The sequence below is a fragment of the Massilia sp. DD77 genome (assembly GCF_036961685.1).
Classification (GTDB): domain Bacteria; phylum Pseudomonadota; class Gammaproteobacteria; order Burkholderiales; family Burkholderiaceae_D; genus Telluria.
On record NZ_JBAMDH010000046.1, the window covers coordinates 1 to 17,441 of the forward strand.

Below are 17,441 nucleotides of genomic sequence, written 5' to 3' on the forward strand. Positions count from 1 at the left end.
ACGATCACGCGTCGGCGGCAGAGCCGCCAACCCTACTATATATATGCACGCCGCCTAGATCGCGCCCCAGGCCCCGGCCAGGATGGCCAGCGCCGCCAGTCCGGCGGTCTCGGTGCGCAGCACGCGCGGCCCCATCGAGAGCGACAGGGCGCCGGCCGCGATCGCCGCTTCTTCCTCCTGCGGTGTGAAGCCGCCCTCGGGACCGACCAGCAGGGTCACGGCCTGCGCCGGCGTTGCCCGGGCCCAGGCCGCCAGCGACTGGGTGGCGCGGGGGCTGAGCAGGATGCGGGGACCGGCGCCCGCGTCCGGGCTGGACAGCCAGGGCTGGACATCGGCCAGCGGGTGCAGCCGGGCCAAGCGGTTGCGGCCGCTCTGCTCGGACGCGGCCACGATCACCCCCTGCCAATGGGCCTGGCGTTTTTCGGCCCGCTCGCCCGACAGGCGCACCACGCTGCGCTGGGCCGCCAGCGGCTGGATTCCCGCCACGCCCAGCTCCACCGCCTTCTCGACGATCCAGTCCATCTTCGACCCCTCGGGCAGGCCCTGGGCCAGGGTGACGGGGTAGGGCGCCTCGGCCTCGACGTCCTCGAAGGCTTCCACCAGGGCGCTGGCGCGCCGCTTGCCGATCTCGGCCAGCGAGGCGCGGTACTGGCCGCCTTCGCCGTTGAACAGGGTGAGGGCGGCGCCCGGCTGCTGGCGCACGACGTGCAGGTGGTGGGCGACGGCCTCGGGCAGGTCGACGGTGGCGCCGGGGGCGAGCGGCTGGGAAACGTGGAAGCGGGGCATGCGGTGGCTGTGTGGAATTGAACAAACTGCATTTTAATTCGGCAGCACCTCTGTCTGGTAGAATAACGGGCTACGGCCAGCGCGCCACCGCTTTCCCCATTCCCTGATCCAGCATCGTTAATTCATGAAATCTACGCAAACCACCACCCTGATGGCCAACGCGATCCGCGCGCTGGCGATGGACGCCGTCCAGAAAGCCAATTCGGGCCACCCGGGCATGCCGATGGGCATGGCCGAGATCGGCGTCGCGCTGTGGGACAAGCATTACCGCCACAACCCGGCCAATCCGGGCTGGTTCAACCGCGACCGCTTCCTGCTCTCGAACGGCCATGGCTCGATGCTGCACTATGCGATGCTGCACCTGGCCGGCTACGACCTGAGCATGGACGACCTGCGCGACTTCCGCCAGCTGCACTCGAAGACCGCGGGCCACCCGGAAGTGGGCATCACCCCGGGCGTGGAAACCACCACCGGCCCGCTCGGCCAGGGCATCGCGAACTCGGTCGGCATGGCGCTGGCCGAGTGGCTGCTGGGCTATGAATTCAACCGTCCGGGCTACGAGGTGGTCGATCACTACACCTACGCCTTCCTGGGCGACGGCTGCCTGATGGAAGGCATCTCGCACGAAGTGGCCTCGCTGGCCGGCACCCTGCGCCTGAACAAGCTGATCTGGCTGTACGACGACAACGGCATCTCGATCGACGGCCGCGTCGAAGGCTGGTTCACCGACGACACCCAGAAGCGTTTCGAGGCCTACGGCTGGAACGTGATCCCGAAGGTCGACGGCCACAACGTCGCCGCGGTATCCGCCGCCATCGAGCAGGCCAAGCAATCGGACCGTCCGACCCTGATCTGCTGCAAGACCATCATCGGCAAGGGCGCCCCGAACCTGGAAGGCGGCGACAAGGTCCACGGCGCCCCGCTGGGCGACAAGGAAATCGCGGCCGTGCGCCAGCACCTGCTGTGGGATCCGATCCCCTTCGACATCCCGGGCGAGATCTACGAAGCCTGGGACGCGAAACAGCGCGGCGCCGAAGCTGAAGGCGCATGGAACGCCTGCTTCGCCGCCTACCGCGAAGCCCACCCGCAGCTGGCCGCCGAATTCGAGCGCCGCATGAAGGGCGAACTGCCGGGCAACTTCAACGAGGTGCTGGACGCCGCCGTCGCCGCCTGCGTCGAGAAGAAGGAAACCATCGCCACCCGCAAGGCCTCGCAGAACGCGATCCAGGCGCTGGCCTCGACCCTGCCGGAATTCCTGGGCGGCTCGGCCGACCTGACCGGCTCGAACCTGACCAACTGGAAGGAATCGGTGGCGGTGCGCTCGGGCATCCCGGGCAACCACATCAACTACGGCGTGCGCGAATTCGGCATGGCCGCGATCCAGAACGGCGTCGCCCTGCACGGCGGCTTCATCCCGTTCGGCGCGACCTTCCTGACCTTCTCGGACTACAGCCGCAACGCGCTGCGCATGGCCGCGCTGATGAAGATCCGTTCGCTGTTCGTGTTCACCCACGACTCGATCGGCCTGGGCGAAGACGGCCCGACCCACCAGTCGATCGAGCACGTCTCGTCGCTGCGCCTGATCCCGAACCTGGACAACTGGCGTCCGTGCGATACCGTCGAATCGCAGGTGGCCTGGGGCGCCGCGGTCCAGCGCAAGGACGGCCCGTCGACCCTGATCTTCTCGCGCCAGAACCTGCCGTTCATGGAGCGTGACGCGGCCGCCATCGCCAACGTGGCCAAGGGCGGCTACGTGCTGCGCGACGCCGCCGATGCGAAGGTGATCCTGATCGCCACCGGTTCGGAAGTCGAGCTGGCGATGAAGGCAGCCGATGCGCTGACGGGCGAGGGCGTTGCCGCACGCGTGGTCTCGATGCCGTCGACCGACGTGTTCGAGCGCCAGAATGCGGACTACAAAGCAAGTGTCCTGCCGCGCGGGATTCCACGTGTCGCGATCGAAGCCGGCGTGACCGACTTCTGGTACAAGTACGTGGGCCTGGAAGGCGCCGTGGTCGGCATCGACACCTTCGGCGAATCGGCGCCGGCGCCGGTGCTGTTCAAGCACTTCGGCTTCACCGTCGAGAACGTGGTCGCCAAGGCCAAGGCTGTAATCGTAGCCTAAAGGTTTCAAGGGGCTGCCTGCGGGCGGCCCCGTTTTGAATGCAGACCAGCATGTGCGTTGTGAAAAAAGTTTTTTTCTAATCAGGAGCAAAGCATGACGATCAAGGTAGCAATCAACGGTTATGGCCGTATCGGCCGCAACATCCTGCGCGCGTTCTACGAAGGCGGCAAGAAGCAAGACATCCAGATCGTGGCGATCAACGACCTCGGCAACGCCGAGTCGAACGCCCACCTGACCCGCTACGACACCGCCCACGGCAAGTTCCCGGGCACCGTCACGGTCGAAGGCGACAACATGATCGTCAACGGCGACAAGATCCGCGTGTTCGCGCAGCGTAACCCGGCCGAAATCCCATGGGGCGAGCTGGGCGTGGACGTGGTCCTGGAGTGCACCGGCTTCTTCACCACCAAGGAAAAGGCTTCGGCCCACCTGAAGGGCGGCGCCAAGAAGGTCATCATCTCGGCCCCGGGCGGCAAGGACGTCGACGCCACCATCGTGTTTGGCGTGAACCAGGACGTGCTCAAGAGCTCGGATACCGTCATCTCGAACGCTTCCTGCACCACCAACTGCCTGGCCCCGCTGGTCAAGCCCCTGCACGACGCCATCGGCCTGGAAACCGGCCTGATGACCACCGTGCACGCCTACACCAACGACCAGGTGCTGACCGACGTGATGCACGAAGACCTGCGCCGCGCCCGTTCGGCCACCCAGTCGATGATCCCGACCAAGACCGGCGCCGCCGCCGCGGTCGGCCTGGTGCTGCCTGAGCTGAACGGCAAGCTGGACGGCTTCGCGATCCGCGTGCCGACCATCAACGTGTCGATCGTCGACCTGTCCTTCATCGCCAAGCGCGACACCACCGTCGAGGAAGTCAACGCCCTGATGAAGTCGGCTTCGGAAGGCGCCCTGAAAGGCATCCTGACCTACAACACCGACCCGCTGGTCTCGGTGGACTTCAACCACAACCCGGCATCGTCGAACTTCGACGCCACCCTGACCAAGGTCTCGGGCCGCCTGGTGAAGGTCTCGTCGTGGTACGACAACGAGTGGGGCTTCTCGAACCGCATGCTCGACACCACCGTCGCGCTGATGAACGCGAAGTAATCCCCTGCGCCTTGCGGCGCTGATGCAAGGCTCGAACGGCCCGGTCGCCGCAAGCACCGGGCCGTTGTCGTTTGAATTGCACAAGCCGGCGCGGTCGCCGCGCAGTGGAAGTGAACCGCCCGGTTCGGCTTGCTTGGTTGTATGGGCGGGGTGAATCTATTCGCGCCTCGTTCCGCTATTAAAGCGGAATGCCGAGCCGGAATATATGTGCACGAGTACGCCGACTCGCTCCAGAATACCGGGGACGTGTTTATCAAGCGTTTTATTATCGCCGCAGGAAAAAGAATGGCAGGTCCGGGACGGTATTAAATCGGATGGCGCTGTCACCGCTGTGTGTTGAATTTGAACTGTCGAGCTTTGTCGGAGTCCAAATCGCATTCTCACAGACCAGTAGAGCAGCGATGGAAACGAAACGCTTTGGCAGGTGGCTGCGGCAGCTTTCCCTACTGACCAGGCGCCAGCGTCTCCAACTGATGGATGCCTTGCGGCCGGCGGTCGGGTTGGACCAGGTGTGCGAGGCGATTGCATGCGCGGCGCCGGATCCTTGCTGTCCTTCATGTCAGGCGCGGCGTTCCTATCGGCACGGTCACAGCCGGGGACTGCAGCGTTACCGTTGCCGTGCCTGCGGCAGGACCTTCACGGCCCTGAGCGGCACCCCCTTGTCGCGGCTACGCCACCGCGCCAAGTGGCTCGGCTACCTCGGCAATATGCTCGATGCCAAGAGCGTACGGACCAGCGCCAAGGCGCTCGAGGTGCACCGCAACACCAGCTTCCGCTGGCGCCACCGCTTTCTTGCGCTCGTCAAACACGACCGCCCGGAGCGGCTGGCAGGCATTGCCGAGGCCGACGAGCTCTTCCTGTTGGAGTCGCAGAAGGGCTCGCGCAAGCTCGACCGGCCGGCGCGGCGCCGGGGCGGCGTGGCTGCAACCCGCGGCATCTCCCGCGAGCACGTGTGCGTGCTGGTCGCACGCGACCGCACCGGCGGCACCCACGACTTCATCACCGGACGCGGCGCCCTCACTAGGGATCAGTTGCACCGGCACCTGTTGCCCGTGCTCGATCCCGATGTCCTGCTGGTCACCGATGGGCATCCCGCGTACCGCTGCTTTACGCGCGAAGCCGGCATTTCCCATGAGTTCGTCAACTTGCGCGCCGGCGAGCGCGTCCGTGGAGCCGTCCACGTGCAAAACGTGAATGCTTACCACCGGCGCTTCCGGCAATGGCTGGCGCGCTTTCATGGCGTCGCTTCGCGCTACCTGCCGAATTACCTGGGCTGGCAATGGGCGCTGGACGGGGCGCGCATCGCCACGCCAGAGCGATTTCTGCGCTGTGCGATCGGCGTCTTCAACACGTAACGGGCACAGCGCCAATCGGATCGGTCTCGGCGGTTTCGAGGTGAATACGGGGAAGAGATTGCAGGGCCGGCCAGGGCAGTGCGGATGTCAAAGGCGGTGCAGCGGATGGCGCTGCTGCGGATCGTTGTGGAACGCGGTTGAATGCACGAAAAAGACCCCACATGCCGCAGCCGGCTGGCAGGGTCATGACCGCCGATTACATTGCGTAGTAGGCGTTGTAAGGACCTGGCTTTTTCAGCGGGTCGCCTTCATTAGGATCGCTCGAAGGATAGCCTTCAACGTCCACGCCGCCGGAGATATAGTCGATTTCTTGCTCGTTCAGGTCGATCATTTTTCAAACCTCATTAAGTTGAAATTGCTTGCTTCGCTGCCAGCTGAAACTGTGCAGTGAGCGAAACCAATATAACAAAACGATTTTTTCCACGCAATGAAGAATGCCGGCAAAAAGGGTTGGACCCGTCATTTAATCCAGGGCGAATAAAACGGGAAGCAAAACAGTATTTACTTCCCCATAAAAACGGATAAAGAAAAACCCAAGGGATTATCGCGTATTGACAATGTATTGCCTGGCGCTGCGCGATCGACACCGGCCGCGCGGCGCCAGGATCAGCGCTTGGCGGGCCAGGGGGTAAGGATTTCGGCGCCGTTCCTGGTCACCGCGATCATGTGCTCCCATTGGGCCGACAGCGACCCGTCGGCGGTGATCACGGTCCAGCCGTCGTCAAGCTGGCTGACGTCGGCGCCGCCGAGGTTGATCATCGGCTCGATCGTGAAGGTCATGCCTTCCTTGAGCAGCAGGCCGGTGTTGGGACGGCCGTAGTGAAGCACCTGCGGCTCCTCGTGGTAGACACGGCCGATGCCATGGCCGCAGTAGTCGCGCACCACCGAATAGCCCGCGGCCTCCGCCAGCTTCTGGATCGCGTGGCCGACGTCGCCCAGGCGCGCGCCCGGGCGCACCGCGCGAATCCCCGCCATCATCGCGTCGAAGGTGGTGTCGACCAGCTTCCTCGCTTCCGGCGAAGGCGACCCGGCGAAATACATGCGGCTGGTGTCGCCGTGCCAGCCGTCCTTGATCACGGTGACGTCGATATTGATGATGTCGCCATCCTTGAGTACGTCCTTCTCGCTCGGGATGCCGTGGCAGACCACGCCGTTGATCGAGGTGCACAGGGTCTTGGGAAAGCCGTGATAGCCGACATTGGCCGGCGTGGCCTTCTGGACCTTGCGGATGTAGTCGTTGCAGCGCCGGTCGAGTTCCTCGGTCGAGACGCCCGGCTTCACGTATTCGCCGATCATTTCCAGCACTTCGGCTGCCAGGCGGCCGGCCACGCGCATCTTGGCCAGATCCTTGTCGTTCTTGAGTTTGATGGTCATTGCTGCAAAAAAGAGCGCCGGCGCGCGGCCGGCAAAGCGCCATGATACCGCGTCCGGGCGCGGCGCGTGGACGAGCAGGGCGCGCCGCCATGAAAAAATGCCCGCCAGGCGAACCTGGCGGGCATTCGGTCGAGCTTCAGGCAAGCCCTTGCGGGCTTGTCCGATCAGAACGACTGGTTGTAGCGGACGTAGAAGAAGCGGTCCAGCGACAGGTCGGCATCCACGGAGGAAGCGTCAGCCTGGGTTTCGTACACAATACGCGGCTTCTTGTCGAAGATGTTGTTGATACCGAACAGGATACGGCCGTTCCACGAGGTCTTGTAGCCGACGCTCATGTCATGGATGGTAACCGAACCCAGCTTGTTCGCGCCGGTACCCCAGCTCGACTCGCGCTCAGGCATGTTGCACTCGGTTTCCGAATCCCAGCACTGGTCCTTGACCGGGCTGTAGTAACGGAAGCCCCAGGTGGCGCTCCAGTTGCCCAGTGCCCAATCCAGGTTGGTGTTCGACTTCACGCGGTTGTAGAAGTACTCGCCAACGTACTCGTTCCAGTCCGAATCGGCGCCGCTGCGGGTGCGGAACTTGTCGACGTACGAGGTTTCGTTACGCACGCTGAACTGACCGTAGGCGGTACGCGGCAGGCGGTAGTTGATCGCCAGGTCCAGGCCTTCGGTTTCCATCTCGCCCAGGTTGGCGTTGCCGCGCGACAGGGTGGTGATCTGGCCGGTGACCGGGTCACGCTTGATCACGCTGCAGAAGTTCGCGCTGCCTTCGATGTAGCACTCGTTGGCCACGTAGGTCGCGCTGATCGCGGTGATGCGGTTCTTGATCGTGATGTTGTACCAGTCCAGGCCAACGCTGAAGTTGGTCAGGAACGACGGGCTGTACACGAAGCCGGCGGTCTTGGTGACTGCGGTTTCCGGCTGCAGGAAGCGGTTACCGGCGCCGGCATTGAAGGCCACCAGGGCCTGGGTGCCGTTGGTGCTGGTGATCGGGGTGCCTGCCTGCATCAGCTGGCGGTAGGTCGGAGTGGTGCCTGCCGCGACGCAACGCGCCAGGACGGCCGGATCGCTCTTGGCTTCGCCGAAGACGGTGTCGCACGGATCCAGGAAGGTGTCGAACGACTGGCCGCCGCCACCGAAGGTGTCGCCCAGGGTCGGTGCGCGGAAGCCTTCAGCCCAGGTGCCGCGGAACAGCAGGTCCTTGACCGGCTTGTACATGAAGCTGGCCTTGCTGTTGTTGGTCACGCCGAAGTTGCTGTAGTCCGAGTGGCGGGTTGCCAGGTTGAAGCTCAGCAGTTCAGCGAACGGCTGGGCCTTCAGGACCGGGACGTTCAGCTCGGCGTAGGCTTCGCGCACCGTGTAGCGGCCGTAGGTCGGCATGCCGGACAGGTTGGTCGAGAGGCCCGACTGTTCGAACTGGCCAGGAACTTCGTGACCCTTGACTTCGCGGTGTTCGAGACCGACCGCCAGGCCGAGCGCGCCGGCCGGCAGCTGGAACAGTTCGCCGGCGATGTCGGCGGTCGCGCTGTTGATGGTCGCGCCGTAGGCCTTCTGGTCGATCGAGTTGACGTAAGCCAGGGCTTCCGGGGTCGAGGCCGACGGGCCGCCCAGGATGTTGAACGGGACGCACGAGGACAGGCCGATCGGATCGTCCGGGGTGCCGCACTGCACTTGGCCTGCTGCGTTCATGAAGGACGGGCCCAGGGCCTTCTTCAGGTTCAGCAGGTTGATGTTGCCGGTGCCGGACTGCGAGCCCGAAACACGGTTGTGGTTGTAGCCAGCGCTCCAGTTCCAGGCCAGGTTACGGAACGAGAACTCGCCTTCGAGGGTCGCATCCAGGTGCAGGGTGCGGTTCTCGTTCTCGGTAATGCGTGGCAGTTCGATGGTGCGGCGCTGGAAGAACAGGTCCTGGCCGGCGCCCGCGCCGGCAACCTGGTTGCCGTACGGGTTGAAGTAGCTGTCCTTGTCGACGTAGACCGGGTAGTTCGCCTGCGAGGTCGACGACAGCGGGTAGCCGGCGATCTGCGAGATGGCCTGGCGCTGCGAGTACATCGCGGTGGTCTTCAGGCGCATGTCTTTCGGCAGCGCGATTTCACCCTTGACGAACAGCGTGTCGAGCTTGTTCGGCGACAGCAGGTGCATGTCCTGGCTTGCGTTGTACTTGTCTTCCGGTGCGCCGGCGTAGGTGTGGTAGCTGTTCGGGTCGCGCGAGTTGGCGCCGACGCCGATGCCGTCATAGGTGCCGGTATGGTTCAGGATGCGGTTGAAGCCGCCAGCTGCTGCGCTGGTCAGCGAGCCGCCGGTTGCCGGGTTCACCGCGGTGATGCGGCCCCACGGCGATGCGCCCAGGCCGTCGAACGGGTGAGCAGGACCGTAGGAGGTCGAGGTGATGGCGCGGGTCGACGGCCACACGACGCCCTGTTCGGTGTGCGACAGGCCCATCATCAGCGAGGCCTTGTCGTCGCCTGCGCCGTAGCTCAGCGAGAAGTCCTTGTTCTTGCCGTCGTTCTTTTCGTTCTGGCCGGTGTACAGGGACAGCTGGCCGCCCTGCATGTTCTTCTTCAGGATGATGTTGATCACGCCTGCGATCGCGTCGGAACCGTAGATCGACGAAGCGCCGTCCTTCAGGATTTCCATGCGTTCGATCATCGACGACGGGATGGTCGACAGGTCGGTGTAGCCATCCACGGTCTGGGTCCAGCGCTTGCCGTCCACCAGGACCAGCAGGCGGTTCGAGCCCAGGTTGCGCAGGCTGACGTACTGGCCGCCGGCTTCGGCGTTCGAGGTCAGCGAGCCGCTGCGGCTGAAGTCAGGCGAACCTGCCGAAGACAGGTTGTTCAGGATGTCGCCGACGGTGACCAGGCCGGTACGCTGGATCTGTTCCTGGCTCATGATCTGGATCGGCTGAGCCGTTTCCAGGTCGACCTGGCGGATACGGGAACCGGTAACTTCGACGCGCTGCATCGGCTGGGCCGCTTCTTGAGCGACGGCGGCGTGCATGCCGAGGGTCATGCCGCCCAGGCAGATCGCGCGGATCGAGCGGGACAAGAGTGTTTCCATCATGTTGCAAAACTCCTAGGGTGAAAGCGCAGCGGCACTGAAAATCAGCACTGCCGCCGGAAATGTCGTCAAGCGACTCGCTGAAACAAACGCCAACTTTTGGTACGGCGTATTTTCAAGCCAGCAATAAAAACATTCGGGCTTGTGCACTGTCAATGCATATGTTGTACAGATATGGATGTGTTGCAGAAATGCGTAAATACCAATTGACGCACGGCAAAATATTGACCATATGGTCAATTGTCGTTCTAAAGAATAAACACGGGATTGGCTTGCGCGAAACACGCTTTGTTGGCAATAAAATTGCTTAGAAGAACGTCGTGACGATGAACTGGAGCTGTTGACCGGTTCGCAACAAAACAGACCAGATTTACCTGGTAGCAATAGTTTCTATTTGGAAATATGTACTGCTCGTGTCGCAATTAAATGCTGCATAGCAGCATAATGGACCAAAGAAAAGATGGGGCCGGCGCCGCGAACGGCGCAAAAACCGGCCCGCTGGCGTCAATACGCGGCCGTGCCCGGCGTGGCCGTTTCAGGGAAGCAGGCTTGCCAAAGCCGCAAGACGCTGGTGGGGTGCTGGCCTACCAGGACAGGCTCGACCCGGGCCTTATCCTGTCCCTGCAGACGAACCTGGTGCTGCAGCTTGCGCATCGCGCGGTAGGCATCGGCGACCTGGGCCGCCAAGCTGGGATCGATCAGGCCGAGCTCGCCGCATCGGTGGAGTAGGGCGATGTTGCCGGCATTTGCCGTCAGTTGCGGATAGGTGCTGGCGTGGCGTAGTACCAGGTACTGGACGATGAACTCGATGTCGATCATCCCGCCAGGATCCTGCTTCAGGTCGAACAGTTCGCCGTGGTTGAGGTTGGCGCCGCGCATGCGGCGGCGCATGTCCGTCACCTCCTGCTTGAGCTCGGCCTCGCGGCCGCTGCGGTCCTTGCGCAGCACCTGCTCGCGGATCGCTTCGAAACGGGCGCCGATGGCGGCGTCGCCGGCGCAGAAGCGCGCGCGGGTCAGGGCCTGGTGTTCCCACAGCCAGGCCGCATTGTCCTGGTAGCGCTCGAAGGCCGTCACCGAGGATACCAGCATGCCGCTGGCGCCGTCCGGGCGCAGCGCGATGTCGACGTCGAACAGGATGCCGGCCGCGGTGTGGGCCGTCATCCAGGTGATGAAGCGCTGGGCCAGCTTGGCGTAGTTCATGGGCGCGTCCTGGTCCTCGTCCTCGAACAGGAAGATCACGTCGAGGTCGGAGACATAGCCCAGTTCCTTGCCGCCCAGCTTGCCGTAGGCGATGACGGCGAAGCGCGGCTCCTCGCGGTGGCGGGTGGCGACCGTGCGCCAGGCATGCCGGATGGCGGCGCCGACGATGGTGTCGGCCAGGGCCGACAGGTGGTCGGCCAGGCGCTCGACCGAGAGCTCGCCCGCCAGGTCCAGGGCCAGCAGCCGGAACAGTTGGGCGTGGTGGGCCTCGCGCAGGATATCGAGCTGGCGCTCGGTGTCGCCCTGGGCCTCGGTCAGCTGCTGCTCGAGGCCGGCGGCCAGCTGGGGCAGGTCCTCGGCGCCGTTGTTGCGGTCGTCGAGCAGCTCGTCGAGCAGGATCGGATGCTGGGTCAGGAAGGTCGCCGCCCAGCCGCTGGCGTTGATCATGCGGATCACGCGCTCCAGCGTGTGCGGATATTCGGTCAGCAGCGACAGGTAGGCCGAGCGGCGCGCGATGGCCTCGAAGAAATCGAGCAGGCGGCCCAGGGTGGCGGCGTGCCTGCCGACGCCGGCCTCGCGCACCACGGTGGCGATCTGGGGCAGGGCGGCGTCGAGCAGGGTCAGGAGGCGCAGGCGGCTGGCGTCGGGCAGACTGGCCAGGCGCGGGCCCTGCAGGGTAGCCACCACGCGCGCGGCGGCGCCTTCCGCGTCGTCGAAGCCCAGCTGGGCCAGGCGCGCGCCCAGGGCTTCGCGGTTTTCCGGGTCGTCGGCCAGCGCCGGCGCGTCCGGATCGGCGCCTTCGCCCTTTTCGCTCTTGTCGGCGAAGATCGCGTCGAACTGGGCGGCCACGAAGGCGCGCTGCTCCTCCATGCGCGCCAGCAGGGTGGCTTCGTCCGGCAGGCCCATCATGCGCGCGACTAGCTGGCGGTCGGTTTCGCTCACCGGCAAGGTATGGGTCTGGGCGTCTTCCAGGTACTGCAGGCGGTGCTCCAGCCGGCGCAGGAAGGTGTAGGCGCCCAGCAGCTGCTCGACCGTGTCCGGCGGCAGCAGCGCGCGCTCGGCCAGCAGGCGCAGGGTGGCCCGGGTCGAGCGCTCGCGCAGCGCCGGGTCGCGTCCGCCGCGGATCAGCTGGAACACCTGGGCCAGGAACTCGATCTCGCGGATTCCGCCGCGTCCCAGCTTGACGTTGTGGCTGCGCTCGGGATGCAGGCGCTCCTGGCGCTTGACCTCGGCCCGGATCTGGGCGTGCATGTTGCGGATCGCGTCGATCACGCCGAAGTCCAGGTAGCGGCGGAACACGAAGGGACGCACGATCGCGTCCAGCGCCGCGATGTCCTCGGGCAGGCCGGTGACGGCGCGCGCCTTGACCCAGGCATAGCGTTCCCACTCGCGGCCCTGGACGATCAGGTATTCCTCGACCATGGCCAGGCTGGCCGCCAGCGGCCCGGACTTGCCGTTCGGGCGCAGCGCCATGTCGACCCGGAAGGTGAAGCCGTCCTCGATCACCTCGGACAGGGCGGCGATCAGGCGCTTGCCGAGGCGGACGAAGAATTCATGGTTCGACAGCTGGCGCTGGCCGGGACCGGCCGCGGTCTCGCCGTCTTCCGGGTAGACGAAGATCAGGTCGATGTCCGAGGACACGTTCAGCTCGCCGCCGCCCTGCTTGCCCATGGCCAGCACCATCATCTGCTGCGGGCGCCCGGAGTCTTCGCCGACCGGTTCGCCATGGGCCGCCACCAGCTCGGCGTGCAGGGCCTCGGCGTGGAAGCGGATGGCGAAGTCGGCGAAGGCCGTCATGGCGGTCACCACTTCGTCGAGCTCGGCGCGCCCGTCGAGGTCGCGTTCGATGATGGCGCACACGAGCAGGTTGCGCACCCGGCGCATGGCGCGTTCCGGCGGCAGGCCGGCGGCCAGCTCGCGCGCCAACAGGGCGCGGAAATCCGCCTCGGCCAGCGATAATCGGGTCAGCTCGGCCAGTTGCGCGGCCCGGACGGGGGCGGCATCGAGCCAGCGTTGGAAGAAGCGCGACGCGCACGCCGGAGAAGCAGGGTTCATCAGTCCATCCGAGAAAGTGTTGCGTTCCGGCAGGCGGTGCGATGCGGTAGAATGGCCCGCCATGCTGCCTGGGGTCAGCATGATGGTAAGGTAGACGCCGCGACTGTTGCAAGCGATCTGTTACTAAAGAATTAATTCGGAAGCGGCGGCAGGACGCGGGCGCAAGGCCGCGGCCTGCCGCACTTCCTCACGGCGAGCCTTTTGTTGAGCACTTTGATGGACAACCAGGAACCGCAGGCCGCGCCTGCGCACCTGCCGCTTGCCGTGCGCTGGCGGCGGCTGCGCGCCGCCTATCGGGTCGCCAACCTGGCTTCGCACCACGTGCTCGGCTTCGCCATCAAGCTGTTCCTGCTGGTTTACTTTTCCCTCGCCCTGCTGTTCCTGGTGCTGCGCTACGCGGTGCTGCCCAACATCGACATGTACAAGGGCGACATCGAGCGCGCCGCCAGCCGCGCCCTCGGCGGCCGGGTGACGATCGCCGCCATCGACGCGTCGTGGAAGGGCTTGCGCCCGGCCCTGGCCTTGAGCGACGTGCGCCTGCACGACCGTGCCGGGCGCCAGGCGCTGGCGCTGCCCGGCGTCTCGGCCACCCTGTCGTGGTGGACCGTGGCCGCCTTCGAGCCGCGCCTGGAGCAGCTCGAGATCCGCAATCCCGCGCTGAGCGTGCGCCGCGGGCGCGACGGCGTGTTCGAGGTGGCCGGCGTGCGCCTGGACCCGAAGAGCGGGGACAAGGGCGGGGCCGACTGGCTGTTCCGCCAGCGCGAGATCGTCATCCGCGGCGGGCGCGTGGACTGGACCGACGAGCTGCGCGGACGCGCGACGCTGCGCCTGGACGGCGTCACCTTCGCCCTGCTGAACCGCTGGGGCACCCACCATGCGGCCCTGCGCGCGACCCCGCCCGCCGCCCTGGGCCGGCCGATCGAGCTGCGCGCCCAGTTCCGCCACCGCTTCGGCGCGCGTCCCTCCGACATCACCCGCTGGAAAGGCGAACTGTACGCTGAGCTGCGGGACGCCGACCTGGCGGCCTGGAAGCGCCACATCGACTACCCGGTCCAGCTGACCCGCGGCCGCGGCTCGCTGCGCGCCTGGCTCAGCGTCGACCAGGCGCGCCTGGCCGGCTTCACCGCCGACCTGGCCCTGGCCGGGGTCGCCGCGCGCCTGGGCAAGGACGCGGCGCCGCTCGAACTGGCGCGCGTGAGCGGACGCCTGTCGGCGCGCGAAGAAATGATCGCGGGGAAGGAAGACGGCAAGCCGACCTTCGGCGCCCACGGCCACACGGTGAGTCTGGAAAACCTGGCGGTGGTCACGCGCGACGGCCGCGCGCTGCCGCCCGCCACCCTGGAGGAAAGCTGGCGTCCGGCGCGCCCCGGCCGTCCCGAGCAGGGCAGCCTGAGCGCCCGCCACCTGGACCTGGGCGCACTGGCCGTGCTGGCCCAGTCGATGCCGATCACCCCCTTGCAGCGCCAGCTGCTGGCCGACTACGCGCCGCGCGGCCGCCTGGTCGACGTCACCGCCGAGTGGGAAGGGCGCTTGCCGAACGTGAGCGGCTACCGTATCCGCGGCGAGGTCGAAGGCCTGGGCCTGAATCCCCAGCCGGCGCGCCCCGCCCAGCCGGCCCGCCCCGGCGTGGCGGCGGTGGCGGCGCGCGCGGCGCTGCCCGGTTTCGATAATCTCAGCGGCAGCATCGACGCCACCGAGCGCGGCGGTTCGATTGACCTGGACGCCAGCAAGACGGCGCTGCACATGCCGGCCTGGTTCGCCGAGCCCAGCATGGCCTTCGACCGCCTGCTGCTCAAGGGGCGCTGGAACTACGAGCCGGGGCGCCAGTTGCTGGTCGAGCTCGAGAACCTCGAATTCCAGCAGGGGGCGCTGGGCGCCAAGCTGTCGGGGCGCCACCTGCTGCCGCTCGCGCCCGGCCACGGTCCCGGGAATGCCGACTTCACGGGCAAGCTCGACGGCTTCGAGATCGGCCAGGTGGGACGCTTCCTGCCCCTGGCCACCCCCGAGAGCCTGAGCCACTGGCTGACCGGCGCGCTGCAGGGCGGACGCCTGCGCGACGCCAGCCTGCGCCTGCGCGGCGACCTGGCCGACTTCCCCTTCCGCGCCAACAACCTGGCCGAGCGCGCGCGCGGCGAATTCCATATTGGCGGCCGCCTGGAAAACGCGCGCCTGGAATATGCCCCCGGGCACCGCCATCCGGACGGCGCGCCGCTGTGGCCGCTGGCCGAGCAGATCAACGGCCGCATCGAATTCGACCGCGCGCGCATGGAGATCCGCGCCGACACCCTGCGCACCCTGGGCGTGGCGCTGTCGAAAGTGAAGGCCGTGATTCCCGACCTCGGCGCGCACGAGCAGATGATGCTCGAGATCGACGGCATGGCCGCCGGTCCGCTGCAGGAATTCCTGCGCTATGTGTCCGTGACCCCGGTGCTGGACTGGATCGGCCACTTCACCGAAGAGACGCGCGGGAGCGGCAATGCGCGCCTTGGCCTGAAGCTGCGCATGCCGCTGCACCACCTGCCGGACACCAAGGTCCAGGGCAGCCTGCAACTGCTGGGGAACGACGTCAGCCTGTTCCCGGAGCTGCCGCCGCTCCAGGCGGCCCTGGGCCGGATCGATTTCTTCGAACGCGGCGTCAGCCTGAACGGCGTGGGCGCCAGCTTCCTGGGCGCTCCGCTGGGCGTGGCGGGCGGCACCCAGCGCGACGGCAGCATCGCGATCCGCTTCGGCGGCACCCTGTCGGCCGAGGGCATGCGCCGCACCGCGCCGATGCCGGAACTGGCGCGCCTGGCCCAGCGGCTGTCGGGCAGTACGCGCTACACCGGCGCGGTGGTGGTCAAGGACGGCCGCCGCACCGTGACGGTCGATTCCAGCCTGGCGGGCCTGGGCGTGGAACTGCCGGCGCCGCTCAACAAGCCGCAGGCCGACAGCCTGCCGCTGCATGTCAGCCTGGCCGGAGAACCGTCCGTGGCCGGCGTGGGCCGCGACGAGATCCGCGTCGGCCTGGGCCAGGGCCTGGCGGCGCGCTACCTGCGTGAAAAGCAGGGGCGCGGCCCCTGGCTGGTGACGCGCGGCGGCATCGGCGTCAACGTGCCCGCGCCGGAACCGGACAGCGGACTGATGCTCAACGTGAACATGAAGACGCTCAACGTCGACCAGTGGATCGCGGCCGGGCGCGCGATCGCCGGCGAGGATGGTCCGGCGGGCGGGGCGGGCGCCGGCGGCGGTGGCGTGGCCCAGTACATCCTGCCGTCCTACCTGTCCGGACGGGTGTCGGAAATGACGGTCGGCGAGCGCAAGCTGGTCGACGTGGTGGCCGGCGTCACCCACCTGCGCGACACCTGGCAGGCCAGCATCCATGCGCGCCAGGCGATCGGCTACCTGACCTGGGCCGACGCTTCCAGCGGCGTGGGCAAGGTCACCGCGCGCCTGGCTTCGCTCGTGATCCCGCCTTCGGCCGAGGCCGAGGTCAAGGACCTGCTCGAATCGAACCGGGGCGCCAGCGCCACCATCCCCTCGCTCGACATCGTGGCCGAGCATTTCGAATTGTTCGACAAGCGCCTGGGCCGGCTGGAACTGCAGGCCAGCAATGTGCAAGCCCTGGCCGGACGCGAATGGCGCATCGAGCGCCTGGGCATCGAGAATCCGGACGGCCAGCTCAAGGCCAACGGACGCTGGCTGACCAAGGACGGCAAGAGCAATACCAGCCTCAACTTCGCGCTCGACATCGATGACGCCGGGCGTTTGCTGGACCGCCTGGGCTTCCCGGAAACCCTGCGCCGCGGCAAGGGCAAGATGTCCGGCGACATTTCCTGGTCGGGCTTGCCGTATGCGATGGACATTCCGAGCCTGTCGGGCCAGATCGAGATGAACGTGGAGTCCGGGCAGTTCCTGAAGCAGGACCCGGGCGCCGCCAAGCTGCTGGGCGTACTCAGCCTGCAGGCCCTGCCGCGCCTGCTCAAGCTCGATTTCCACGACGTGTTCTCGGAGGGCCTGGCCTTCGACGGCATCAGCGCCAACGCCATGATCCAGCGCGGCGTGCTGCGCACCGACAACCTCAAGATGCATGGCGTGGCCGCCACCGTGCTGATGGACGGCACCGCCGACATCGCCAACGAATCGACCAACCTGCGGGTAGTCGTGATCCCCGAATTCAACCTGGGCACCGGCCCGCTGGTGTATGGCCTGGCGGTGAACCCGGTGATCGGCCTGGGCGGCTTCCTGGCCCAGCTCTTCCTGCGCGCGCCGGTGATGAAGGCGCTCACTTACCAGATGCAGGTCACGGGACCGTGGAAGTCCCCGACCATCACCAAGCTCGACAACCCGCCGCCCGCGGCCGCCGCTGCCGCGGCCGCTGCGCGCCCCACCGCAAAAAAGGATTGA

General features: G+C 66.5%; 9 protein-coding genes. 4 read left to right on the plus strand and 5 right to left on the minus strand.

The window, feature by feature from the left end; genetic code table 11:
• Window positions 1-54: 54 nt before the first annotated feature.
• Window positions 55-786, minus strand: coding sequence for a 16S rRNA (uracil(1498)-N(3))-methyltransferase (locus V7778_RS22120; protein ID WP_335559242.1), 732 nt, complete (start codon window positions 784-786; stop codon window positions 55-57).
• Window positions 787-910: 124 nt separating this feature from the next.
• Between V7778_RS22120 and tkt the strand changes: the two genes are divergently transcribed.
• From tkt to V7778_RS22135, 3 genes are all read left to right on the plus strand, one after another.
• Window positions 911-2,908: a transketolase gene (tkt, locus tag V7778_RS22125; RefSeq protein ID WP_335559244.1), complete on the plus strand. Its 1,998-nt coding sequence runs from the start codon at window positions 911-913 to the stop codon at window positions 2,906-2,908.
• Between the two features lie 93 nt (window positions 2,909-3,001).
• Window positions 3,002-4,012, plus strand: a complete 1,011-nt coding sequence (gene gap, locus V7778_RS22130; RefSeq protein WP_335559245.1) for a type I glyceraldehyde-3-phosphate dehydrogenase — start codon at window positions 3,002-3,004, stop codon at window positions 4,010-4,012.
• Between the two features lie 401 nt (window positions 4,013-4,413).
• Window positions 4,414-5,367, plus strand: a complete 954-nt coding sequence (locus V7778_RS22135; protein ID WP_335559247.1) for an IS1595 family transposase — start codon at window positions 4,414-4,416, stop codon at window positions 5,365-5,367.
• Window positions 5,368-5,563: 196 nt separating this feature from the next.
• Here the strand turns inward: V7778_RS22135 and V7778_RS22140 are convergent, their stop codons facing one another.
• From V7778_RS22140 to glnE, 4 genes are all read right to left on the minus strand, one after another.
• The gene (locus V7778_RS22140) at window positions 5,564-5,698 is read right to left on the minus strand and encodes a hypothetical protein (protein ID WP_335559248.1); all 135 of its coding nucleotides are present in this window, start codon (window positions 5,696-5,698) and stop codon (window positions 5,564-5,566) included.
• A 275-nt stretch (window positions 5,699-5,973) separates the two neighbouring features.
• Window positions 5,974-6,741, minus strand: coding sequence for a type I methionyl aminopeptidase (gene map, locus V7778_RS22145; protein WP_335559250.1), 768 nt, complete (start codon window positions 6,739-6,741; stop codon window positions 5,974-5,976).
• A 164-nt stretch (window positions 6,742-6,905) separates the two neighbouring features.
• On the minus strand, window positions 6,906-9,806 hold the full coding sequence (locus V7778_RS22150; RefSeq protein ID WP_335559252.1) for a TonB-dependent receptor domain-containing protein: 2,901 nt from the start codon (window positions 9,804-9,806) through the stop codon (window positions 6,906-6,908).
• A gap of 501 nt (window positions 9,807-10,307) precedes the next feature.
• Complete coding sequence (glnE, locus tag V7778_RS22155; protein WP_335559254.1) at window positions 10,308-13,058, minus strand: bifunctional [glutamate--ammonia ligase]-adenylyl-L-tyrosine phosphorylase/[glutamate--ammonia-ligase] adenylyltransferase; 2,751 nt, start codon at window positions 13,056-13,058, stop codon at window positions 10,308-10,310.
• Between the two features lie 216 nt (window positions 13,059-13,274).
• On the opposite strand from glnE, the gene V7778_RS22160 reads away from it, so the two are divergent.
• Window positions 13,275-17,441 (plus strand): YhdP family protein, encoded by a 4,167-nt coding sequence (locus V7778_RS22160; protein ID WP_335559255.1) that lies wholly within the window; start codon window positions 13,275-13,277, stop codon window positions 17,439-17,441.

Bases quoted from the DNA above. Each gene is read 5' to 3' on its own strand.
- V7778_RS22120 (WP_335559242.1), bottom strand. From the start codon at position 786: ATGCCCCGCTTCCACGTTTCCCAGCCGCTCGCCCCCGGCGCCACCGTC.
- tkt (WP_335559244.1), top strand. From the start codon at position 911: ATGAAATCTACGCAAACCACCACCCTGATGGCCAACGCGATCCGCGCG.
- gap (WP_335559245.1), top strand. From the start codon at position 3,002: ATGACGATCAAGGTAGCAATCAACGGTTATGGCCGTATCGGCCGCAAC.
- V7778_RS22135 (WP_335559247.1), top strand. From the start codon at position 4,414: ATGGAAACGAAACGCTTTGGCAGGTGGCTGCGGCAGCTTTCCCTACTG.
- V7778_RS22140 (WP_335559248.1), bottom strand. From the start codon at position 5,698: ATGATCGACCTGAACGAGCAAGAAATCGACTATATCTCCGGCGGCGTG.
- map (WP_335559250.1), bottom strand. From the start codon at position 6,741: ATGACCATCAAACTCAAGAACGACAAGGATCTGGCCAAGATGCGCGTG.
- V7778_RS22150 (WP_335559252.1), bottom strand. From the start codon at position 9,806: ATGATGGAAACACTCTTGTCCCGCTCGATCCGCGCGATCTGCCTGGGC.
- glnE (WP_335559254.1), bottom strand. From the start codon at position 13,058: ATGAACCCTGCTTCTCCGGCGTGCGCGTCGCGCTTCTTCCAACGCTGG.
- V7778_RS22160 (WP_335559255.1), top strand. From the start codon at position 13,275: ATGGACAACCAGGAACCGCAGGCCGCGCCTGCGCACCTGCCGCTTGCC.